Origin of the sequence: Rhodococcus sp. KBS0724, from assembly GCF_005938745.2 — a bacterium.
In the GTDB taxonomy this organism is placed as follows: Bacteria; Actinomycetota; Actinomycetes; order Mycobacteriales; family Mycobacteriaceae; genus Rhodococcus_F.
Window position 1 is genome coordinate 3,518,775 of sequence record NZ_VCBX02000001.1, and the last position, 22,275, is coordinate 3,541,049.

A 22,275-nucleotide genomic window follows, 5' to 3' on the forward strand; every position below is an offset into this window, starting at 1 on the left:
ACGCGCTTCCAGTGCAGCTCGCAGCCACCCCGCTACATCGACTCGTGAAAGGATACTCGTCAGTCGAACCAAGGCCATCAACGACTCAGAAGCCTGCTCGTCACCGCGCCCGAACACCTACGCGCCGCCCTGCGAAGCGGATCCTGGGCGGCCAGGGCGTCGTTACGGGTAATCCTGCGTCGATGTTCACGGGTCTGGTGTGGGACATTGCCACCCTCGCTGCGGCGCTGAACACGACGCAGCGGCAGGCTGGCGAGGCGAATCAAAAGGCGCACTACGCGACCGCTTGACCCGCCGAGAATCGTTCACCGCGAGACGGGATGCGGTTCTTCCCGCTCGGCGTGGCTGATCGCACGCCCTAGCCACATTGCCAGAACTGTGCCCGTGGTGCCCCAAACGGCGGCGATACTGGCAATCCACATGTCGCAGTCGGTCATGCGTCAGCGGAACGCAATGGATCTTGGTCCCGCCAACGCGGAAGAAAGATCGAGATGTGAGAAGAGCTCACCGGCGCAAGCGTGTGAATGCGGTGCGCCGGTCAGCCATACGCACCGGGCCACACAACGGCGAGTCAGAGGACGGCGCGTAGTTCAACGAGGCCTACCCCGGCCGATGACGTAGATGAAGTGATCGAACGGACTCTCGCCGAGTGCGAGATTCGGGTCGAACAGTCCGCGTTCGCGCCGTGATGCCATGGCCATTCCGACCGCCGACGCCAAGCCCTGTCCGAGAGGCCCTGTGGAGATTTCGACTCCGTCGGTGTGGCGAAATTCGGGATGTCCCGGCGCCTTCGACCCCCAGGTAGGAAGCGCTTTGATGTCCTCGAGTTCGAGGCCGAAACCATCCAGATACAACTGCAGATACAAGGTGAGATGGGAGTGCCCGCACGAGAGTACGAACCGGTCGCGCCCGATCCACGTGGTATCGGTCGGGTCGTGACGCATCGTGCGTTGGAAAAGGGTGTAAGCCAAAGGTGCCGGACTCATCGCCGTGCCGGGATGACCGTTACCGACCTTTTGAACCGCGTCAGCGGCGAGCACCCGTACGGTGTTGACCGCTCTCGTGTCAAGGTCTGTCCGTTACTCGGATGGTGCGCGGCGGTGAGGATGTCGACGTCATCTGTGAACGACACGAGCAGATCTCCTGTCACTGTGGTCCCGGTGGACGCAGGCGTGTGGTGTTGCCGCATGTTCGGCGAGTCGAGTCGAAGTAGCACGTGGCATCGAAAACTATCCACAGCCGAACTGGGCCAAGCAGCGAGACAGATACCCGTCGAGGAGGGTTTGAAACGCCGCTGACCCTGATTGCCGTGTGTCCTCACACCTCCGCAGTGTGTCCTCACCTCGGCGGTGTAGTGCGCTGGAACGATGCCGGTACTGCACGGCTCACGCTTCGCCGCGGACGATACGGTGCTAGAGGGTCCGATTCTTGCTACGTTCACCGAAGGGCAGCAGCGCGCAGACCGAACGTCGACGACGTCATCCGAAGAACTGCCCGCCTTCAGTGGCTGCAGCTGGTGCCCGGTCTGCGCCCTTGCTGCCGCGATCAGAGGTGAACACCATGAGCTTCTCGCGGGTCTCGCCGGACATGTTGCGAATCTTCTGGCGTTGTTGCGTGAGTTTCTCGACAAGATTCTCGGCGTGCGGGACGGCGGTCCGTGCGGGACGGCGGTCAAGGGAGCGGACCCGAAGGTGGCCCGGATGGTGCCGTGCCGACAACCGACGGTCCCGCCTCAAGACAGCCTCGCCCGTCCGTGTTTGTTCCGATCAACGTGACCGTGCAACGCTGATCAAGTTTCTTCAGCCGGTACTCGGCGCCGTTTCGGCCGTGCCGGGCGTACGCTACGACGCGGCGCGCTCCGGGCGAACCCGGTTTCGACTCGTCAGATCAGCGCGCGCGAAGCGCACCGATCACCAATTCGAGAGCATGCCGTGTGGTGAGCTCAACGATCTCATCGGGCTCACCTCGGAAGTGTTGCACCTCGGCGCGCACAGTACCGTCCACCGCCAGCCCGAACCACACCGTTCCGGGGGCAATTCCGTCCTGAGGGTCGGGACCGCCCACTCCGGTCACGGCGACTGTCACATCCGCGTCGAGAAGTTTCGCAGTCGATGCTGCCATCGCTTGGGCGGCTGCTGCACTGACCACCGGGCCGGAAGGTACCTCGAGTAACCCGTATTTGACGTCGCTTGAGTACGCGACGATGCTGCCGCGAAACCACCCGGCCGAATCAGGTGCAGCACCGAGCAGACACGAAATGTTCCCCCCGGTCAAAGATTCCGACGTGGCGATCGTCGTCACCTCCCCGCCTTTGGCGCGGCTGGCGATCTGCGCGGCAAGGGCTTCCGCACCTGTTTCGTCGGCCATCGCTCGTCCTCCCTTTTCTCTATCTCTTCGTAGTGCACTTCGGCGACCGGGCATCGGAAGCGGCGCACGGCAACCGTTTACCATTCCTCAGATACGTCTGGTTAGGTACGTGGAGATTTTCTCTTCTTATGCCTACCGACGCAAAAGGGAGGGCTCGAGGTGCCGCCGTACCGGCACAGCGCTACCGGGACGCGTTCGCGGCTGATCGGGGTGCCGTCGGCGTAGATCAGTGCCGCTGACCAGCGGACGAGCAGCGGCCCGTCTGGGTGCACCGTGTGATCAACCACTTGCCGAGAGGCACAAGACGGGCACCGACCCTTTGGAAGCCGCTGGACATCTCCGGATGCCGGCGGCTTCGTCTTGCACGGGGTTCGCTCAGTGTCGGCCGGGGAGATCGACTGGCGGACGTGCAATATTCGAAACGTGCAGTATTCCGGCCGGAAATGGACACATCCACCGTGCGTAATTCGCCGCTGGTGCCGATGCCGTCGAGACCAACACCTTCGGTTGCAACCTGCCCAACCTCGCCGACTACGACATCTCTCACCGGATCCTCAATCATGGGCTGAGCCACCAGGACCAAGGATGGACTAGATTCGTCCGCGCCCGGGAGGATGTACTCTTCGGCCGCGATCTACCGGTTCGCCTGGATGCAAACTCTGTTGAAGTTCTTCAACTGCTGCGCCGTCCAGATCAACGTGAATCGTCCCTGCTGCCCAGTCCCACAGCTGGGTCGACCAGACATAATGGGGCACACCCCATTTCGGCTCCCACCCTTCGGTGCTGCGGGGGCGGCGGGAGAGCATTGCTGCACTGTTGGATGCATCGAAGCCTCCAGAATCCGTTGCACGAATATCCTCCGGGGTGAAATCGATGGGTACGCGCACCCTCAACGGGACATCCGCCACGTTCTCCGCGAACCACTGCGCCTGCTGACGTTGCTTGGCTCGGTGCTCGTCGCGGAGCAACTGCTGATACTCCTCGGACGTGTAGGCCGGGCCGTCCCAAACGAACAACGTCTCTTCCAAGGGTTCGCCGACAATGACGTCGATGAACTGTGAGCCCTCCCCAACCTCCTCGACGCGGTAGCCGAGCATCTGCCCGGACTCGGTATCGACCCAGATTCGGAGCGGGTACGGCTTTCCTTCAGGTGGCGCGAGTTGCACTGTCCAACAATTCCGTCCAACGAACTCGGCGACCTCCACCTCCCCGACCGGTTCAGCGAAGTCGTCACCGGCCCATTCGGCCGCGTTTCGTCGTCTGAGCAGGAACTGGCTGGGACCGAGATAAATGACGCGATCAGGAGAGCCGACCCGAGGTCGATCGGAGCGGCCGGTGAAGTCCCATGCCCGAATACCATCACTGATGAAAACAGGTTTTTCGTCGACGTTCTCGACCCGAACCTTGTCGCCTTGCCGCCAGACCCGGCATCCATGACCCGGCACCACCATCATCGGAGGTTGCCCGCTGTAGGCGAATCCACCGCTGAACGACTCTGGAGCACCCTCGACACGAACCTCGTGAATCGTCCCTCGGAGGGGAAGGTCAGGGCCGGTAGTCAGCGCCGTGAGGACTTCGATCCAGGCTGTCATAGCCGCAGCCTAGCGGTTACTGGTCGCACCGAAGCACAGTCGATCGGCCCTCCGCCAACGTGACATGTGGGGGGCGAGAAACTTCGGAGTGTTTGCCTGGGGCCTGAACCGCATTTCGATCCGAGCATCCAAAGTGTGATCGCTGCATTCAATCGAGGGAATGCGTGTTGCATCCGCTGCAACATTGATGCGGCTAGGCGTGGCGGCGCTTGAACAAGCTGATGGCGCATGGTCGATCCGATTCCTCATAGCGCCGTTTCCTGGGAAAACAGTGGCCATAGATCGAGAGTCATGTTGCATCTGTATCGAATCATGGCACCTTGACCTCGTCGACCGATTTGTCGAGGTGCCCTTTGTAACTTGGATGCCTGAGTCCGCCACCGACGCACTTGCGGCACTCGACGTCACAGACATAATCGGGGCTGAGTAGCGCGCCACTCGTCCTATCGCATACGGCGGTGCGATCGCGAATGGACTGGTGGGTCGAACGATTTCGATGAGTGTGTCGCGCAGTTCGCGGCGCTGCCTGGAAGAAAATCCGGTGCCCACATTTCCTATGTAGACGAGTGAGTCTGAATCGTCGTGGGCGCCGAGGATCAGCGACCCGATGCCGTTGGCCGTGCCGCCCGAACCCTCTGCTGGTAAGCCGACATATCAGAACTTGTCGAATGCCTACGTCGCAGTTTTGCACTGACCTTCGAAGGTACTTAAGTGTCCCGCATGGTCATTCTGCTCGCGGGTACACATACGTATCGGAGCTAGCACTACTCGTCGGCTTGGCCAACCTCCTCGACCAGCCACTGTTGGGCTTACGCGATATCCGCACGGGTGAAGTCGATCATGGTCCCGAATGAGTTACCGTACTCGAACAACACTGAGTCGGTCTTGTTGACGACCTGGCGAATGGTGTTGCCGTGAGCCTTGATTCAGTTTGCGTTCAATCGATCCGGTGAGGAGGTTCGGGAAGTGTGGCCGGGCCGACGTCTCGGCATCAACCAACAAACTCCGATGCCTGGTCGTGTCCACGACGTACCGCAGTTACGCGGCAAGCGGAAGTGAGATGAACGCGAATCGCGATCTACCGGCCCGGTCGGGGCCATACGCTGACTCGTCCCAGCACTACCAGGATGTGTCGATAAATGCCGTAGCCACACCCTGGAGGAGACGTAGTGCGGCGCTCGTCCCCCAGTGAGTCCATCACCGGAAGGTAGACCGTATATGACAATGCTCTTCGAACGAACATTGACCACAGCCATGGTGAAACTAATGACGTCAATCTCGACACCCCGGGAACGACGTATTGCCCCGAGGGCTCGCCGATCGCCTTCGGCATTGAGCACGCAACACCGAGACCCACTAACAACTAACCGTTCCGAGTTGTCTGTTAACCCGCAATTTCGAAGCAGTACAAGCCGACCGATCCGGAGTTTTTCTCGACGGTAACAAGACGGTGACACAATCGATTGTCGAGATCGAAGCGAGAACTTGCCAGCCGGAAAACAACGGTGACGACGGCAGCCTGCGCACGCAGCCAGGGCACTTATCCGCACAGTCGGAGTTTTCGGCGTGTCTACACTGGCCGAACCAGGTCGATACTCATGCCGATTTGATCGTAATTTCTCTTGCGATGGAATTTGTTTCGCACTTAATTCTTCGAACTTCGAGTACGGCTGAGGTGGACACGGTTGCGGCTCAGATGACCTCGCGATTCCATGTCGCGACCCGGGGTGATCTCGGTTCGTGTTCAGTCGTTCGAACACACCTGCACCTGGCCTCAACACAAAATCAGAGTCTCGAAAATCAAGATGGGGCGCACCACACATGAGAAACTCGTGCTGCGGGATGGAAATCGTGCTCGAAACCTGTCCACTCCTAACACATTTCCGCCCAGAGCCCCTTGACAGGACGGGTGCGCGACCGGGAGGTGGACGTGACGCTACGGACCGACCGACTCACTGCCCGCGAAACCCCCGTGCAGCGTGCATCTGGTGACGAGAGCAGGCTGGGCCCGTCACGAGGTGAACCACACGTCCGGGAGAGCGCCTTATCTACGGAGGCAGCAGATCCGTCATGACTGAAGAACCAACGACCGACAATACCGCCGAGCAAGCAGTCGGTCCTCCACGCCTGCTCGCACTCCTGCTCGCGATGGCGATGTTCGTTCTCGTCGTCGACACATCACTGATGAATGTCTCGATCTCGTCCGTGGTCCGCGACCTCGACACGACAGTCAGCGGCGTCCAGGCGGCGATCGCACTCGAAGCACTGGTATCCGCGGCATTCATTTTGATCGGCGGCAAGGTCGGCGATCTCATCGGACGCAAACGCGCGTACGTGCTGGGCCTTCTCGGCTATGCAATCGGTGCCTCGGCAATGGCATTCGCGCAGTCCCTGACCGCGATCGTCATCTTCTGGGCCGTGCTAGGAGGAATCGGCGCCTCCCTCCTGCTGCCCGCAATGCAATCCCTCATCCACGGCAACTTCGAAGGAGCAGAGCAGAAGAAGGTCTACGCCTTGGTCGGTGCAGCGGCAGCGATTGCCGCCGCTGTCGGACCGCTACTCGGAGGATTCATCACCACCTATCTCTCGTGGCGCGTCGGTTTCGTGCTCGAGGTCGTCGTCATCGCGATCGTTCTCTCCGGCATCAAACTAGTTCGCGATGTGCCGTACACGGGCCCTACGGGCGTCGATCTGGTGGGTGCGGTCCTGTCCGTGCTGGGTATGGGCGGGATCGTGTTGGGAATCCTGGTCTGGCAGGAAGGCGGTGAAGCCGTTGGTGCGCTGCTGGCGATCGGGGCGATTGCACTGGCAGGGTTGGCGTACTGGCTCGTGCGGCGCAAACATCGAGGACGGCCGACACTGCTGGATCCGGAATTGTTCCGCTCCAAGATCTTCCGGCTGGGCACCTCCGGACAGATGCTCCAACAGATCGCCCTGGGGGGCACGATGATCGCGCTGCCGATCTACCTGCAAATGGTGCTCGAGTACAACGCAATGCAGGCAGGCTTGTCTCTCGCGCCGCTCTCCCTGAGTATGTTCGCAGTGGCCTTACTTGCGGCAAAGAAGGCAGGTGACCGGCGCCCGAGCAAAATCATCAGGTGGGGATTCGTACTGCTCACGATCGGAATCGTAGCGCTGATCCCGATCGTGCCACGGGCAGAGTTCGGCTGGGCTCTGATACTCCCCTTGCTGATCGCGGGATCAGGGTTGGGATTGTTGGTCTCTCAGCTCAACAACTACACACTTGCCCCGATCGAGGAGCAGCGGATCAGCGAAGCTGCCGGCGTCAATTCTGCGGCCGGGTCCTTCGGATTGTCATTCGGGTTGGCATTCGCCGGCGCCATCATGTTGGCGACACTCTCGATCACTTTCACCACCATGGCTGGGTCGAGCACCGTGCTCCCCCAGCCAGAGCAGCAGCAGGTGGCGCAAGTCCTCGAGAACGACGCCGAAGTCATGAGCAACACCCAGCTCGAACAACTACTCGTCAACCAGCCTCCGGAGATTCAGAACGAGATCATCCGCATCAACACCGACACAAGACCTCTCGCACTTCAAGTCGCGCTGCTCATTCCCCTCCTCGCCGGCCTCGTCGGGGTGTTCAATTCGTTCCGGATGATCCGGATCCCGGAAACCCCGTCAACGGTCACCGACAACGAACCGGATGCGCACTGAGTCGTTGCCTGTCTGACTGCTGAACCTCACGTCGGGTAATTGATCGGGTGTTCCAACCGAAGCCATCGTGTCCAACAATCGGGACTCCCCCCACTGAAGTGGGTGCAGTCCCCCAGTCCTGCTATCGAATTCAGCACTACAGGTCGGCCGCCGCGACTCTCGGCGGAGTACGGATAGGGCTGCGTCATGCGTCATGCGGTGCCCGCTTCGTTCTGTCGGGTGTTCACTGCGATCAGGTCACGCATCCGCCCGAGCAGTGACTCGCGAACATCGCGCGGGGAGAGCACTTCCAGAGCTACTCCCAGACCCAACAGGTAAGTGACGAGCATATCGGTGTCGTTTCCCCCTATCACAACGATCGTAGAATCAGATCCTTCACTGGTATAAGTTCCGATCGTCGGCGGGACCACTTCCTGCGCGCGCTCGACCGGCAGAGGTAAACGCACCGTTGTGTATATCGGGTACACAACGCTGGATATTCCCTCTGCCACAAACGCTTCCGCGTCCGGCGCGTCCAGCGCGTCCAGCGGTTCAGTCCGGCTACCTGTCGTGCGGGTATCGAGCACACGATCCGCGCGAAAGGTGCGCCACACGCCCTTCGCAACGTCTTTGGCCACTAAGTACCAACGGCGGTTCCGCCGAACAAGGCGATAGGCGTCCACTTCTCGAACAGAGTGAACCCCGTCGTGACTCCGGTACGACAGCACAAGCCGCTCGAATCGGCGACATGCCGTTGCCAGCCGTAGAAGGATATCCGGATCGATCTGCTGCTCGACGGCTTCGGACGAATGAACAATCACGGTATCCATGAAACGCAGCCGGTCAGCCACACGCACAGGTAACACCCGACGCAGTTTGAACAACGCGGACAGCACAGCCTGATCACCGCCCAACACACCTGTTCCAGCCGCTTCCCGCAGTGACACCGCCACCGCCAGCGCCTCTTCGTCATCGAGCACGAGAGGAGGAACTTGCTGTCCGCCGGACCCGAGCCGATACCCGCCCCACGGCCCTGGATCCGATTCCACGACGTAACCGAGGTCCCGTAACCGTCCGACGTCGCGACGAATGGTCCGTGCATCGACATTCATCCGGTTCGCCAACTCAGTGGACGTCCATTGCACACCGGAGGACAACAAAGCGAGCAGGTCAAGCAGGCGGGCAGAGGAACTGATCACAACAACCATCTTCCCGGACAACCAGGACAGAAACTGTCCTCATCGGATTCTATGGTTACGCCCATGACCGAAAAAGTGGCACCACCACCGCAAATCAGGTTCCTGTCCGTCGACTTCGACTGCCCCGATCCCGCCGTCCTGTCGCATTTCTACAGCTCGATGCTCGGGCTTCCGGTCCTCTTTTCGAGCGACGACTTCATCCTGCTGGGACGTGGCGGCGAATCTGGCCTCGGTTTCGTTCGCGTCGCCGACTACCGCAGACCCACCTGGCCGGACCCTACGGAAGGAAAACAGGCACACATCGAACTCGGTGTCGACGATCTCGATGCTGCACAGAGCTACGTGCTTTCTCTAGGAGCTGAGCTGCCCTCGTTTCAACCCGACATTACCCATTGGAGGGTTCTGCTCGACCCAGCCGGGCACCCCTTCTGTCTCTCGTTCAACGGTTGAGCGGTCGCGCATAGTGACACTTACAGCGGCCAGCGTTGCGTAGTCCGCTGATTCCACCGCTCGGCGAATGTCCTTGTGAGGCATTCGCCGAGCCCTCACGAGGAGCGCACACCGATCGAGCGAGTGAGTGCAGACCACCTCTGAATCAGTGCAGTCGACTTCTGACACTGACACACCCTGGATTGATCGATACCGCCTATCGAAATTCCGTGTCCCAGCATCATTCGGTTCTGAGGCATTGATCGGTGAGACAAGTCCACGAATCGAGGCTGCCTCTCGTGGGGGTTGGTCGCGGTGGATACTTGGAACCTTTCGTTATTTAGGCACCGAAAGCTGAGACAGTCCTGGAATCGGCGTTGTCCTCCGCACCTAGGAGACGGAGGACACCGTTGGTCAGGGTCCGTTGTGGGCAGCGGCTTCAGATGCTCGCCATCAGAAACTAGGGTCAGTGTTTCGGCAGTCGCATCCCCCAGAGAATCAGACCAATCACGAGCGCGATCGCTCCGCCAATACCGTCAATCGCCCACCACACCGACTTGCCGGCGTCGTCGATACCGACGCTCATCTGCGGATCGGGTGTTCGTGTCCATCCGTAGACGGCTATGGCGGCATCGCGGGTTCGGTCGCTGGTCGATTGGGTTGTTCCCGAGCAACTGTTCACCGACCACGGTGCGCCCTGAGTTTCGGTGAAAACGATGTATTCGGTGCCGATCTCGAAGCTGCGCCCGCAGGAAGCACTCAGCAATGCCGGATCGATGTCAGCCTGTTGCGTGGACATGTACCAGCCGACCGACGCATTGAGTGTCTGCACGATGTGAACCTGGACCATTCCTTACGGAAATGCGTACCAGTTGTCGGCGACGGGCTTATAACGACGGAGCTGGTCCGGGTTCAGACTGCAGTTCGCCGTGTATATCCACCCGGCATTGAGTACGACGCTCTGCTCAAGGTCGGCGAAATACACGCAGTTGTCCTCTCTGATATAGACGTGGAACTCAAGCCCGTCGATCACAGTACTTCGGCCGGTATGTGGCGTGAGGTTGTGTTGCATCGCGTTTAGCTCCTCCATCCCACCCCGGGCCCGGTCGAAGGCGCCCTCCGTCGGCGTCGGCAACAGCACAAACACCAAGGCTATCGTCACCACGGCCAGCGGCAAGCCCGAGCCAGATAGCTGTTCCGTTGACTATGAGACGTGCCAGAAATGTCATGTCTGAATGCTGGCAACCACCGTCATAGCGCGGTTCTACGCTGCTCGCATCGCCGATTCCAGCCGGCTACGAATCTCGGGGATGTTGACCTGCGCTTCGAGTGCCGTGCGCGTGGGACCGTCGGCGACACGCAGGATGCCGAGGAGTATGTGCTCGGCACCGATCTCGCGACTCTCGTGGGCAATCGCTTCCCGCAGTGACAGTTCGAGAACCTTCTTCGCGTCCTTGTCGAGTCGCGAGCGCGGGAAGGCGAATCTGCTACGACGCGAACCGATCCCGGCAGGTACGGCAGGCTCGTCGAGGGCCCCCTTCCCGAACGCTTGCTCGAGGCTCTCCCGAATTGCGGCCACGTCGATGCCTATCGACGCCAGCACCTCGGCGTCTTGATCAAGATCGTTCGTCGGAGCCTGGCTGTGCAGCGATTCAGCGGCGACACCGCACTCGCGCAGGGTCGCGGTGGCGATGCCTCGATCGGTGGTCAGAATTGCTGTCAGTAATTCTCGGGGAGTCACCTGATCGGCACGCCCGACCGCGTCGACGACAATCGCTCGGGCGTCTGCAGTAAACCTCTCGAACATGCCCCTACCTGCCTTTTCCTCGTAGCGACTCTACGCTTGCGTGTTTCTTGTGGACGGCCTGGCGGCTCACCTCGAGGGTCTCGGCAATTGCTTGCCAGGACCATCCCTGCTTGCGCGCGTTGGCAACTTGAATGGTTTCGAGTCGTTCGAGCAGTCGTCGCAGCGCCCGAACGGCTCGCAAGCCCTCGGCTGGATCAGGACTGCTTGCGGCGGTGGCGAGTGAGGTCGCTTCGGTCATGTTGTCAATATAGGTTGACAAAATACGGGTGTCAACCAGAGTTGACACATTCGAATGAAAGGCAAGTGACGATCAGTAACTCGCCGCGGCGTCATCCACCGCACGCTGCAGTTCGCCTTGTACGACGCGGGCAATGTTCATCGGCTTCCCACCGAGGCCGACTACCCGAGTGCCGATGAAAACCCGGGCGCTCTTGACCTGACCCGCATCCGGCCCGTAGCTGATCCCGACCGACAGGAGTGCAGGCGAGCATCCCAATTTCTCTGCGCGCGAAACGATGTGGCCGATTCCGCTGTTGACGTGCTGCAGTGTCCGGGGATCCTCGGTATTGCAGGTTCCCTCGGGAAAAATCGCCAGGCAGTCGCCGTCACACAGGCGCTGCGCCGCGACATCCATCATCACGCGGCCCGCGTCCGATACGGCCCGCGGTCCGTGATCCTTGCTGCTCCTGGCCTCGATTAGTGAGCGCAAAGTACGGACCGGCGAGGACAAACGCAACTGCGGCAGCTGCTATGGCGACTCCTTTTGACGCTTCTCGAAGACAAGTGGATCGAGACCGCAGACGGTGAACTCACCCACTACCACGAACTGGGCGAAGGTACCCCGATCCTGTTCCTGCACGGTTCGGGCACCGGCGTCACCGCCGCCGCCAACTGGTGGCTCAATCTTCCGGTTCTCAGTGAGCAGGGGCGTTGCATCGCAATCGATTCCATCGGCTACGGGCAGAGCGTTGTTGCTCCGAACACCGAGTACGGAATCAAGGAATGGGTTCGCCACGCGGTGCGCGTTCTCGACGCCCTCGGCATCGAGAAGACGTGGATTGTCGGAAACTCCCTCGGCGGTTGGCTTGCATTCCAGTTTGCCATCGATTTCCCGGAACGCCTTCTGGGGATCGTCTCGATGGGCACGGGCGGCGCAAAGTTGACGGGCGCGCTGGCCGGTCACTCCAACCCGAACCTGACTGAAGCCGGCATTCGCAAGACCCTCGAACTCTTTGTTGTCGACAAGTCGCTTGTCACTGATGAATTGGTGTCCCTGCGCTACCAATCTGCGCTCAACGATACGGCCTCGGATCGCCTCGCCGAGGTGGTCGCAGCCCGCGATCGTGACCGCACCGAGCTACCGCTCGATTTCGATGTGCTCTCTCGTTTGGATGTTCCGGTTCTGCTGATCCACGGTGTCCAGGACGTGGTGATTCCGGTGTCGCGTACGTGGGAGTTACTCAACGTCATCCCGAATGCCGATGTGCATATCTTCAGCCAGTGTGGCCACTGGTCACAGGTCGAGCGGGCAGAAGAGTTCAATACCGTTATCACGCAGTATCTTTCCGCTCGGGGTGTGAGCCGGTCATGAAGCAGGCTTTGCTGTGCATGTCGCACAGCCCACTGTTGCACCACCTCGACCCGCCGGCCGATGTCAAAGCATCGGTGGAAGCAGCGTTCGACCAGGCCCGCGCATTTGTTCACAATTTTGATCCCGATGTGATCGTGAACTTCGGACCCGATCACTACAACGGATTCTTCTACGATCTGATGCCGCCGTTCTGCATCGGCTACAAGGCAAAGGGCAGTGGCGATTACGACTCGTTTGCCGGTGAACTGAACGTGCCGGAAGCTATGGCCGAGGACTTGGCGCAGTTCGTGATGGATCAGGGGCTCGACCTTGCGATTTCACGTCAGATGGAGGTCGATCACGGTGCGGTGCAACCGATGGAGATCATCTACGGCGACGTAGCGTCCAAACCGCTGATCCCAGTCTTCGTCAATTCGGTGGCCAGGCCGTTCGTGAAGGTTGCCCGCGTGCGTAAGTTCGGCGAGGCCGTCGGCGCGTATTTCAAGAATTCCGACAAGAAGGTGCTGTTCATCGGTTCCGGTGGGCTGTCACATGAACCGCCGGTTCCGCAGATCGCCACCGCCGACGAGGCTCAGCGCAAGATGCTGACCGACGGCCGGAATCCGACGCCGCAGGCGCGCGCGGCCAGGCAACAGCGAGTCATCGACACGGCCGTCAAGTTCGCGGCGGACGAGGCCGACATCATGGATCTGAATCCGGAGTGGGACAGAGGATTTCTCGACGTGTGCGCGTCCGGGCGGATCGAGGACTTTGATCGCTACACCGCAGACGACATGGATGCGGTAGCCGGGCACTCCTCGCATGAGGTGCGCAACTGGGTGGCTGCCTACTCCGCCCTACGGGCCTGCGGTGAATACGAGATCGCCTACGAGTTCTACCGGCCGATCAAGGAATACATCTCCGGCTTTGCCGTCACGACCGCGATTCTGCGGGATATCTAAACACCCGGCCGCAAAGACCATCCTACCTGAAACACTGTGCCATGGTGGAAAGTACACGGAGCGGAAGAGTTTCCAGATGAAGCGTTCGACCGCCGGGCCTGCGGCTAATGAAACTGCTCCGGAGTAGCGTGATCTGAGACCCCATCGGTGCGATTACCGACTGATCCGGTGCATACGATTCTGTTGCACGCCAGGGTGGATCCAATTGGCGAACACCCCGTTCTACTTCATCGCGGGTCCTTGCTCATACCCGCAAATTCGTCGATGACTTAGCCCCGACCTCGTGATGCTGTTCGCACCGGATCACTATGATGTTCTTCTACGATCTCATGCTTCTTTTTTGCGTCGGCTAGCCGCGAGTTCAGTTGGTGACGACAGTTTCGTGAAGGATCGCTAGCGGTCGACCGCAAGGTTGCCGACCCTATCGTCAAGCGAGTACTCAACGACGGCCTTTAATCGCACCGGCGAGCCACCCGTGGACGGGGCTTAGTCCAGTGCTGTGCACCAATTAGCTGAAGGGGCGTCCGGCAACTCAGACTGGCACCGGAGACCGTCCGCAGTTTCTACTACGCAAGCAGTGTCGATGAATTGTTGGGGCGCCACGGGCCGGCCGACCCACAATGTTGGACGAGTTCACCGTCCACCCGCACGAGCATTTCAACGACGGATGCACCTCCGCTGCTGTACTTTACGAAGAACGTCGAGCATTGGGGTATCGCGGCAGTTATAGCTCTGTCCGCGATTACCTTCGCCCGTTTCGCAGAATAGGGGCAGCTCCACAGTCCACACCGAGGGTGCTGAAAGTGCGGCGGATCACCTCCTGGATGCTGCGGCATCCCGACAACCTCACCGACGACGACCAGTCAGACGGGGGCAGGTTCTCGCCAGCGGCCCACACCTCGAAGGCCACCGCAGGACATGTCAACTCGTTCGCGGAGATACTCACCGGACGCCTTGGTGAACAATTGAACTCGTGGATGTCTGCCATCTCGACGGATGATCTCCCTCGCAGCTGCATCGCGTCGTTCGAGGGCTCGACACCGACCACGCTGCGGTCCTGAATGGACTGACTTTGCCATACAGTTCCGGCGCCGTCGAAGGGCATGTCAATCGGATCAAGATGCTCAAACGACAAATGTACGGCCGCGCCGGATTCGACCTCCTCCGCAAACGAATACTCCTCAGCAACTGACACTTTCAAAAACGATCACGGAAAGTGGGCCAGAACCACTTTTCTTGCGCCGTACCTGTGGGAGGGCGCGAAGGACCCACCCGGCCTGCAGTGACATAAGCCGGGTGGGCCCCCTCGGCACGTTGGGGTTGATAGTTATTGACCCGTGGGTTCCTCACTGCACGCACTATCGGACAGGTTTCGATTTCGATCCCGTCGGCTACATAACTGTCGTGGCGATACTGGACGAAGTTTCGCCGCACAGATAGGGGGTCTCCACGTTGTGTGCTCAACGCGGATGACGACAAAGGCCCCCACTCCCAGCGATGGGAGTGGGGGCATCGTTCATCCTGGCGAAGTCCCCCGACGTGGAAGAAGTCTTGAACGACAACGGCTCCTGTGGGCTGTGTGCTCAACCGGCAAGAGCCTGAACCGGACGGTTACGAGGTGCATGCTTGCCTCGGCCATCGCAGCCTAAGGATTACGTACCCAATTGACCGTGATCGAAACGAGACCTGGACGATCGCTCAGCATCCCACCAATGAGCAATTCGCCGTGGGTCCTCACAGCTCGACCTATATCCCAGATGAGGAAACCGGGTGCAATTCCCGTCATCGTCGCACTTCTTGATAGTCGCTATGACGTTGGGACTCTGACGGGAAACCGCGCCCAACCTGATCAATTCCGGGCCGCCCTGAAATACGAATCGCTGTCGACAAAGACCCCCGCTCCATAAATCGGAGCGGGGGCGTCGTTCGTATTACGCGAAGTACACCCGAATCGGACGTACCCCTGAGCAACGATCCCTGCCGGCTGCGTTTTCAACTGGCAGGGATCTCAACCGCAAGGATTCGAGACCCCCTCATGCGAATCTCGACCGCCGCGGTCTGCGAATCATCTCCCCCATCTGTCCGGATTTCAAGCGAGTGGTCAGTCTGAGGTTTCGGATCCGATCCGATCGGATACAGGACTGACGTGTCGGTAACACGGGCGCGAGGAAACCGTCACGCTTGGCCTGCCTTCCGGCTCGCACCTCCCGGAGGTAGGCCTCGTTGAACTGCGCACCGCCCTCCAACTCGCCGTTGTGCGGCCCGGTGCGTATGGCTCACCGGCGCACCGCATTCACACGCTTGCGCCGGTGAGCTCTTCCCGACCGCCTGGGCGAGCAAGAGCGGAAGGGCAACCTGATCGCGATCGTTCGGGCCGATCAGGAAATCCACTCCCATCCCGCGTCGCTCAATTCGTGGTCGTCGCACAGCCATATCTCCACCGAGGCTTCCGGCGGTTCGACTTGTCCAAGCTGGCGGACGCCTTTTGCGTCGCCTCCGAGCCTTCTTGTCGCAGTTGCGGTGCAGTTCTTGACGGCGCATTCATGGTGTTGAGTCATGCTGCACACGTTCGTCTGGGCTGGGAATGAATGCAAATCTCACAGCCCAGGCATGGATTTACTAGGTGAAGCAATTCTGGGCGAGTGAAATCAAGCGCGAGCCCCAGGACCTACGTCCCCACCCTCGGCGACCTTGTGGCACACTTCCAGCTATGTGGTGGATTGTCGGAATTATCGCTATCGGGATCATCGTGGGCACGTTAACTGCAGTATGGGCAGGTCGCGCAATCAGCCACGCCGACCAGAGAGAATCAAGCGCCGAACTGCGTTGTGCGCCGACTGTCGAGGAGAAACCGAACCGTTGCCGAGAGTAGTACGCGATCAGTCATGCCGAAACGCTAGTGGAAGACCCAGTCACGTTAGCGGTAACCTCACCATCGCTGTCCGGGCAAATTCTGGGCGGCTACCTGCGGTACCGATCGATCATTCTGGTCAGCCATTCGACACCTGCCGGATTATCACTGTGAATGCGAATCTCCCGTGGCCACAGCCTATTTTCGAGCATCCAAAAAACGACGGTAGATGTGGTGTCTCTTCCACCTAGGTCGTAGGTGAGGGAGAGCCGTTCCACCATGCCGAAACAGAGTGCGTCGATAGCGCCTGAACTGGTCTTTGCCCACGTCCACCCATCTGGTGGTTTCCGCAAGTTATCAACCCAGAGGTTCATTATGTAGCCGAGCCTGTGATTGGTCGCATTGCTAACCATCTCCCGAAACGGGGGTGGAAGTCCAGAACCTACGTAGGGCGAGTCGCAAGTGCTGTCAGCCCTCAAGTTGGCGAACCTTTGGTCTGACAGAGGCAGGGACCTAAGTAATTTGCCTGTTCAGAAGCAACTTTGGGCGGGTGAAATCGGGGGTGAATCCTCGCTCAGGCGTTTAGTTGAACGCGCAAACAAACCCTGCCCCATGGGAAACCTCGCCGGTGAAAATACCTCGCAGGCGTAGATATTTCAATGGACTTTCTCACGGCCTCACCCACGACGCGTTCGCAGGCAATGCGACCGCGATGCAGCATGAATACAGGGCGGGCACTGTCTGTCCCAGGCACTATCTCGGCCACGGGCATGGCGCGGATACGGTATCGACCGGCGGCAGGAACTACCGGGAACCCCTCGACCTGTTCGCCGTCCAGTCTTATGATCTACGCGGATGACTCAATGCGCAGCAGAGCTTTTTCGACAACCTCCCACTCCGTTATCTCACTCGTGTCCGGTTCTGCTGCGAGCACAGTGAGTTCGACCTCCACCGGTCCATATGCGGTGCCGGTCAATACGATCGCGAAGCCGCTCCCCACTTCAAGCAGAGCACCCGACTGCTTCACGGCGAGGGTGTCGGCGTCCCGCGCTCCTACGACAAACTGATGGTGATCGGTGTTCACGAACGTCCACTGCGTCATGTAAAACACGCTATTCCCTCGCCGTCCGTGTCCATTTTTCTGTGTTTGATCACAAGGTTGCTCGCAGGGGCCGACCGAGTTTATTGAGCACTTCATGCACGAACAATTCTGCGAAAAACCTGCCAAACAATTCCGAGAGTCACAGGCAATTTTGCGCCGGCACCATCTTGACCGCTCTCCGAGCCGTTTCAGCTCGCTCGTCCCGGCAGGCCGGCGCAGGTTCCGAGTGTCTCATCGGCGAGTGTGTCAGCAACGACCGATTCCGAGACAGGCCGTACTGCGAGCACTCTCCACCGAACCGCACGTAACAAGATGTATGTCCGGCACGTCCGACGTGGTTGCTTCGTGCTCTGCTCTTCGTTCTCCCCTGGCTGAAACTCCGCGGCGCTCTTGCCTCAGGTGCCAGTGCAATCCCCGAGGCTCGCGACGATCGATCCCCGTTCCATGACCGGCCGCCACGCGCTGTTCGCGGACACGTCCTTGCCATCTACGGGTGTCGTACAGGTGCATACTCCAGCCATGGATGTCGATTTCGACTTTTCCTGGGCACAGTTCCTCTGGGGCGTATTCATCTTCGTGGGTGTACCCCCAAGATCGGTGCCGGCATCATCCGGTCTGCCTTGCGGTCCGAGCAGGCCCGACTGCGACACACCCCAGGCCGTGACAGTTCGACCGAAACACATACGGGCAGTGGCAGGTTAGGACTGTGGGCAACCGGCCTGACCGCGTTTCCCCTGCGATTCCTGTTCTGTATGGGTTGGCTGCCCTGGCCCGCCGACAACAACGTAGCGCCAGCGCCACCCGCCGGCGCCGCCTTTGCCCCAATTCGCCGCGTGATCCTCTCATGTGTCACAGCATTACCGGCTTAAAAACAAAGTGTCGAACAAAACATAGACAGCTATGACGAACACCAGGTAGGCGAACCAATGCTGAAGTCTTCCAGCATCGATTCGGCTGGAGAGTCGTCCAGTGAACAAGGATGCAAGGACTGCAGCACCGGAAAAGGCGAGCGTCATGGCCGGATCGATGGTGACTCCGCTACCGAGATGTGAGATCAGGCCAGCAGCGGAGTTCGCGACGATAACAAGAAGCGAGGTTCCGATCGCGATCTGCATATCGATTCCCAGCATCAGGACAAGCGCGGGAATGATGAGGAATCCACCACCGACACCGAAGAGCCCCGTGAGCACGCCAACCACCAAGCCGGCAGGGATCGCACGCGGTGCGCAATGCCGCCAATTGATGCCGGAATCCCCTAAGCTGCAGGCGGTCCCGGTATCGCCGTGGTCAGCGAGCATACGGACACCGGCAACGATCATGACGATAGCGAACCCTGTCATCACGACCGCCTGTGGGAGAAGTCTCCCTAGAGCAGTGCCGAGAAAGGTTGCGGGGATACCAGCAACTGCGAATACTGCCGCCAGTCGCCACTGCACGAGGTGTGCGCGAATTTTGGGGACTGCGCCGACAGCTGATGCAGCGCCGACGACGATCAGCGAGATCGGGATTGCCTGATCGATGTCGAGGCCGAGGGCGAATATCAGGACCGGTACGGCGAGAATAGATCCGCCGCCGCCGAGGAGTCCGAGCAGGATACCGATGACGGTACCGGCCGCGAGTGCAATTGCGACAGTCATCGGTATCCCTTTCCATCTATTGGAGGTCGGTATCTTCCCGTTTCATCAAGATCGCGAGTGCGCGTTGCGTGATGCTCTACGTCCTTGATTCATGGGGGGTCGTGGATCAGTTAGCCGGCACCGAGTCGTGCAATGCCGGAGCGGTGGAGGATCAGGCTCATCGGACACCAACCGACTGCGCTGTAGAGCAGGAGATTCGCGGCGACGAACGTGGTGAGAATGAGCCACCAGATGGAGAAGGTAAGAATCAGGGCCACACTGATCAGGACGACCAGTCCACCCAGCATGGGAACGATCCGTTCGATGGTCCAGCCCTGGCGTGGAGGGGAAGCTGTCACGATCTGCGTCTTCCTTTCGTTCGTTGTTCCTCGGAGCGTGTCGGTGCACCCTCGCCGCGGTCCTCGTCGTGGATTCAGGCGAGCGCGAGGAAGAGCTTTTCGAGTTCGGCTTCGGTCATCGGTTCCTTGCCGTTCTCGGTGTCGCCAGTCATGCATTCACGTAGGCCGGTGGCGACGATCTTGAATCCGGCCCGATCCAGCGCCCTTGAGACCGCGGCGATTTGGGTGACGACGTCCTTGCAGTCGCGGCCCTGTTCGATCATCGAGATCACGCCCGCGAGTTGGCCCTGGGCGCGGCGGAGCCGGTTGAGTACCAACGCGATGCTGACATCGTCGCCGACCATGGAGTTTCCTTCCGAAGTAGCATCTGTAATTTCAATATACCCCCGGGGGGTATATGGTCGGTTCGGCCGATCTATTCGTCACACACCGACCGAACCGCAGTGACGTTTGATCAGTGGGAGAAGTTGATGGCAGGTAGTACTTTTCGTAGCCAGGCTGGGGACCACCACGCGGCATGTCCGGTCAACCGCAATAACACCGGCAAAAGGATGAGCCGGATAAGGATCGCGTCGAGTAGGACTGCGACACCGAGAATGATGCCCATCTCCTTCGGGGGCAGTGGGTCAGCGAGCGCGAAGGTGAAGAATACAGCCACCATCACCGCGGCTGCGGCGAAGATCACCCGTCCGGAATGTGCCAAGCCGGCGATGTGTGCGACCTTCGGGTCCCCGGATCGTTCGTAGTGCTCTTTCGCCGTGGCAAGCAGGAACACCGTGTAGTCCATGGCGATCGCGAAGATCATCGCGAAGAAGAACACCGGCCCCCAGCCGTCCAGGAAGCCTTGCGGGGTGAAACCGAGCAATGACGCACCGTGCCCGTCCTGGAAGATCAACTTCGCAACACCGAATGCGGCCGCCGTGGAAAGCAGGCTGACGACGGTTCCGAGGATAGCGATCAAAGGAGCTTGCAGTGCCACTAGCAGCAACACGAACCCGAGCACCAGAATGATGCCGACGATCAACGGGAAGTAGTCGTTCAGCGCTTGCTGCAAGTCGAGGTTCTCCGCCGGCGCGCCGCCTACCAGTGCGCCAGAGGGGAGGTCCGCACGCAAGGTGTCGAGGATTGCCGCCATCTGTGCGTCGGACGGGTCGACGGTCGGCATGGCCTGCAGCATCACATAGTCACTACCGTCCGGGGCTGGTTGCGGCGGCGTCACCATGGCGATATCTTCGGCCGCGGCGGCGGCCTGCGCTGTCTGCGAGGCTTCGGCGGCGGGAGCGATGATCTGCAGCATCCCCGGCGCACCCTCCCCCATCTGAGCTTGAACGAGTTCGTAGCCTTGGCGGACTGGGGCGTCGGCGGGGACGACTTCAATGGAAGGCATCGCAACCTTGAGACCGAGGACCGGGATCGACAACGCGATCAGCACCAGGACAGAACCGATAGCGAACGGCCACGGGTGACGATGCAACAGCTCACCCCAGGCTGCGAACCGCGGAGAACGATGCGTTTGCCGCTTGGCGTAGGGCAATGAGCCGGTGTTGACTTTGCCACCCAGCGCGCCCAGAGTCGCCGGAAGAAGCGTCATCGAGGCCAGCAGAACGAAGAAGACGGCGAGCATGATGCCGATCGCCATCGTCCGCACCGCAGGGGCCGGAACGAGAAGCACGGCCGACAAACTGACCAGCACTGTGATACCGGACAGGACAACGGCTTTGCCCGCCGTGTCCATGGTTTCCGCCACTGCGGCCTGTTTGGAGGAGGCGTGCGCGATCGCGTCGCGGAAGCGGGCGACGATGAATAAGGCGTAGTCGATACCGAGGGCGAGAGCGAACATCATCGCGAAGTTCATCGCCCACACCGAGATCGGAGTGACCTGGTTGAGTAGGACCAGGCCACCTGCCGAGGCGACGAGTCCGGCCAGGGTCAACAGCAACGGGAGCCCTGCGGCGACGAGGGACCCGAACGCGAGCACCATGATCGCGAGGGTGACCGGCCAGGAGAACAGTTCGGCCTGAATCATCGCGTCGTGGTTGGCTTTGTTGAAATCACTCCACAGTGCCGAAGCGCCGGTCGGGTAGACCTCGATGCCGTCTCCGGACAGAGCGGTCAACTCCCCCTTGAGATCGTCCACTGCCTTGACCATCTCGTCGGTGGACGCGTTCGCGCCCGCGATGAGAATTCCGGTGTGCCCGTCCGGGCTGATGGACATTCCCGGTTGCGGTGCGATGATGGCACCGAAACGGGTGTCCCCGGCGAAGACATCCGCGACCGCAGTGAGCGTTTGCTGCACTTCGGGACTGTCGACGGTGTGGTCGCCGGAATGGACCACGACCTGGACCGCGGCGGAGGAGTTACCGCCGAAGTGTTCCTGTGCCAGTTCGCGGACCTGGACCGATTCCGACCCGTTGGCTTGCCATCCGGCGCCCGCGAGTGAGCTGAACACCGATGGTGCGGCGGCGCCGAGGGCTACGAGGACGATCAGCCAGACGCCGAACACCCATTTCGCATTGCCTGCCATGGCCGCGCCCATACGCCCGAGCGCTCCGCCGGAAGATCGAGAGGCCGACGTAAGACCTTCCTCGACAGTAGATTTGCCGGTCATTGGTTAACTCCTGAAGATGCGGTGAATGGGAGGGGCGTGCGCAGCAGTATCCGGTGCGCCGGTCAGCGGCCGAAAAGGGATCGGAAGAACCCGGACCCCGAGTCAGGAGCAGGGGTGCAGGTGCAGCGCCGCGCTTTCGGGACACCTGCCATGACCTGA

Annotated in this window: 23 protein-coding genes and 2 pseudogenes; 8 read left to right on the forward strand and 17 right to left on the reverse strand. The window is 60.3% G+C overall.

Annotated features, from left to right (window positions below; all coding sequences use genetic code 11):
* Window positions 1-611: 611 nt before the first annotated feature.
* Window positions 612-1,132, reverse strand: a pseudogene (locus FFI94_RS16205) (transketolase); the annotation flags it as partial.
* Between the two features lie 235 nt (window positions 1,133-1,367).
* Here FFI94_RS16205 and FFI94_RS33715 point away from each other — a divergent pair.
* Window positions 1,368-1,775, forward strand: a complete 408-nt coding sequence (locus tag FFI94_RS33715) for a hypothetical protein (protein WP_185993449.1) — start codon at window positions 1,368-1,370, stop codon at window positions 1,773-1,775.
* A gap of 112 nt (window positions 1,776-1,887) precedes the next feature.
* On the opposite strand, the gene FFI94_RS16210 is transcribed toward FFI94_RS33715, so the two are convergent.
* Window positions 1,888-2,367, reverse strand: a complete 480-nt coding sequence (locus tag FFI94_RS16210) for a CinA family protein (protein ID WP_138868747.1) — start codon at window positions 2,365-2,367, stop codon at window positions 1,888-1,890.
* Window positions 2,368-2,833: 466 nt separating this feature from the next.
* Between FFI94_RS16210 and FFI94_RS34750 the strand changes: the two are divergent.
* A pseudogene (locus tag FFI94_RS34750) lies at window positions 2,834-2,920 on the forward strand (homocysteine S-methyltransferase family protein); the annotation flags it as partial.
* Between the two features lie 37 nt (window positions 2,921-2,957).
* Here FFI94_RS34750 and FFI94_RS33720 read toward each other — a convergent pair.
* A complete protein-coding gene (locus tag FFI94_RS33720; RefSeq protein ID WP_185993227.1) occupies window positions 2,958-3,959 on the reverse strand; it encodes a hypothetical protein in 1,002 nt (333 codons plus the stop codon).
* A gap of 9 nt (window positions 3,960-3,968) precedes the next feature.
* Window positions 3,969-4,568: a hypothetical protein gene (locus FFI94_RS34270; RefSeq protein WP_313905572.1), complete on the reverse strand. Its 600-nt coding sequence runs from the start codon at window positions 4,566-4,568 to the stop codon at window positions 3,969-3,971.
* 1,461 nt (window positions 4,569-6,029) lie between these two features.
* Here FFI94_RS34270 and FFI94_RS16230 point away from each other — a divergent pair.
* Complete coding sequence (locus FFI94_RS16230; protein WP_138868749.1) at window positions 6,030-7,634, forward strand: MFS transporter; 1,605 nt, start codon at window positions 6,030-6,032, stop codon at window positions 7,632-7,634.
* Between the two features lie 191 nt (window positions 7,635-7,825).
* On the opposite strand, the gene FFI94_RS16235 is transcribed toward FFI94_RS16230, so the two are convergent.
* Window positions 7,826-8,812 carry a YafY family protein gene (locus FFI94_RS16235; protein WP_138868750.1) on the reverse strand — a complete coding sequence of 329 codons (987 nt, stop codon included), beginning with the start codon at window positions 8,810-8,812 and terminating at the stop codon, window positions 7,826-7,828.
* A 63-nt stretch (window positions 8,813-8,875) separates the two neighbouring features.
* Between FFI94_RS16235 and FFI94_RS16240 the strand changes: the two genes are divergently transcribed.
* On the forward strand, window positions 8,876-9,262 hold the full coding sequence (locus tag FFI94_RS16240) for a VOC family protein (RefSeq protein WP_138868751.1): 387 nt from the start codon (window positions 8,876-8,878) through the stop codon (window positions 9,260-9,262).
* A 445-nt stretch (window positions 9,263-9,707) separates the two neighbouring features.
* Here FFI94_RS16240 and FFI94_RS16245 read toward each other — a convergent pair whose 3' ends face one another.
* The 5 genes from FFI94_RS16245 to FFI94_RS16265 form a co-directional block, all read right to left on the reverse strand.
* Entirely contained in the window at window positions 9,708-10,073 is a 366-nt protein-coding gene (locus FFI94_RS16245; RefSeq protein ID WP_138868752.1) for a hypothetical protein, read from the reverse strand.
* A gap of 21 nt (window positions 10,074-10,094) precedes the next feature.
* Window positions 10,095-10,418, reverse strand: a complete 324-nt coding sequence (locus FFI94_RS16250; RefSeq protein WP_138868753.1) for a hypothetical protein — start codon at window positions 10,416-10,418, stop codon at window positions 10,095-10,097.
* An 87-nt stretch (window positions 10,419-10,505) separates the two neighbouring features.
* A complete protein-coding gene (locus tag FFI94_RS16255) occupies window positions 10,506-11,048 on the reverse strand; it encodes a Clp protease N-terminal domain-containing protein (protein WP_138868754.1) in 543 nt (180 codons plus the stop codon).
* Between the two features lie 4 nt (window positions 11,049-11,052).
* Entirely contained in the window at window positions 11,053-11,286 is a 234-nt protein-coding gene (locus FFI94_RS16260) for an HTH domain-containing protein (RefSeq protein ID WP_138868755.1), read from the reverse strand.
* Window positions 11,287-11,358: 72 nt separating this feature from the next.
* Complete coding sequence (locus tag FFI94_RS16265) at window positions 11,359-11,757, reverse strand: hypothetical protein (RefSeq protein ID WP_260684160.1); 399 nt, start codon at window positions 11,755-11,757, stop codon at window positions 11,359-11,361.
* 54 nt (window positions 11,758-11,811) lie between these two features.
* Here FFI94_RS16265 and FFI94_RS16270 point away from each other — a divergent pair, with 54 nt between their 5' ends.
* The 4 genes from FFI94_RS16270 to FFI94_RS16285 all read left to right on the forward strand — a co-directional run bounded on the left by FFI94_RS16270 (window position 11,812) and on the right by FFI94_RS16285 (window position 14,772).
* Entirely contained in the window at window positions 11,812-12,639 is an 828-nt protein-coding gene (locus FFI94_RS16270) for an alpha/beta fold hydrolase (RefSeq protein ID WP_260684161.1), read from the forward strand.
* Entirely contained in the window at window positions 12,636-13,580 is a 945-nt protein-coding gene (locus tag FFI94_RS16275; protein ID WP_138868757.1) for a 3-carboxyethylcatechol 2,3-dioxygenase, read from the forward strand. Before FFI94_RS16270 ends, FFI94_RS16275 begins: the two co-directional genes overlap by 4 nt.
* A gap of 803 nt (window positions 13,581-14,383) precedes the next feature.
* The gene (locus tag FFI94_RS16280; RefSeq protein WP_138868758.1) at window positions 14,384-14,641 is read left to right on the forward strand and encodes a hypothetical protein; all 258 of its coding nucleotides are present in this window, start codon (window positions 14,384-14,386) and stop codon (window positions 14,639-14,641) included.
* Window positions 14,642-14,646: 5 nt separating this feature from the next.
* Window positions 14,647-14,772, forward strand: coding sequence for a hypothetical protein (locus FFI94_RS16285; protein ID WP_397495566.1), 126 nt, complete (start codon window positions 14,647-14,649; stop codon window positions 14,770-14,772).
* A gap of 1,186 nt (window positions 14,773-15,958) precedes the next feature.
* Here FFI94_RS16285 and FFI94_RS16290 read toward each other — a convergent pair.
* From FFI94_RS16290 to FFI94_RS16320, 7 genes are all read right to left on the reverse strand, one after another.
* Complete coding sequence (locus FFI94_RS16290) at window positions 15,959-16,138, reverse strand: hypothetical protein (RefSeq protein ID WP_138868760.1); 180 nt, start codon at window positions 16,136-16,138, stop codon at window positions 15,959-15,961.
* 403 nt (window positions 16,139-16,541) lie between these two features.
* Complete coding sequence (locus FFI94_RS34625; RefSeq protein ID WP_313905573.1) at window positions 16,542-16,844, reverse strand: cyclic-phosphate processing receiver domain-containing protein; 303 nt, start codon at window positions 16,842-16,844, stop codon at window positions 16,542-16,544.
* Window positions 16,845-17,278: 434 nt separating this feature from the next.
* Window positions 17,279-17,533, reverse strand: a complete 255-nt coding sequence (locus FFI94_RS16300) for a hypothetical protein (protein WP_138868761.1) — start codon at window positions 17,531-17,533, stop codon at window positions 17,279-17,281.
* Between the two features lie 857 nt (window positions 17,534-18,390).
* Window positions 18,391-19,170, reverse strand: a complete 780-nt coding sequence (locus tag FFI94_RS16305) for a sulfite exporter TauE/SafE family protein (protein ID WP_138868762.1) — start codon at window positions 19,168-19,170, stop codon at window positions 18,391-18,393.
* A 110-nt stretch (window positions 19,171-19,280) separates the two neighbouring features.
* A complete protein-coding gene (locus FFI94_RS34275; protein WP_138868763.1) occupies window positions 19,281-19,508 on the reverse strand; it encodes a DUF2892 domain-containing protein in 228 nt (75 codons plus the stop codon).
* 74 nt (window positions 19,509-19,582) lie between these two features.
* Window positions 19,583-19,852 carry a metal-sensitive transcriptional regulator gene (locus tag FFI94_RS16315; protein ID WP_138868764.1) on the reverse strand — a complete coding sequence of 90 codons (270 nt, stop codon included), beginning with the start codon at window positions 19,850-19,852 and terminating at the stop codon, window positions 19,583-19,585.
* Between the two features lie 110 nt (window positions 19,853-19,962).
* The gene (locus FFI94_RS16320) at window positions 19,963-22,116 is read right to left on the reverse strand and encodes an MMPL family transporter (RefSeq protein WP_138868765.1); all 2,154 of its coding nucleotides are present in this window, start codon (window positions 22,114-22,116) and stop codon (window positions 19,963-19,965) included.
* Between the last annotated feature and the right edge of the window lie 159 nt (window positions 22,117-22,275).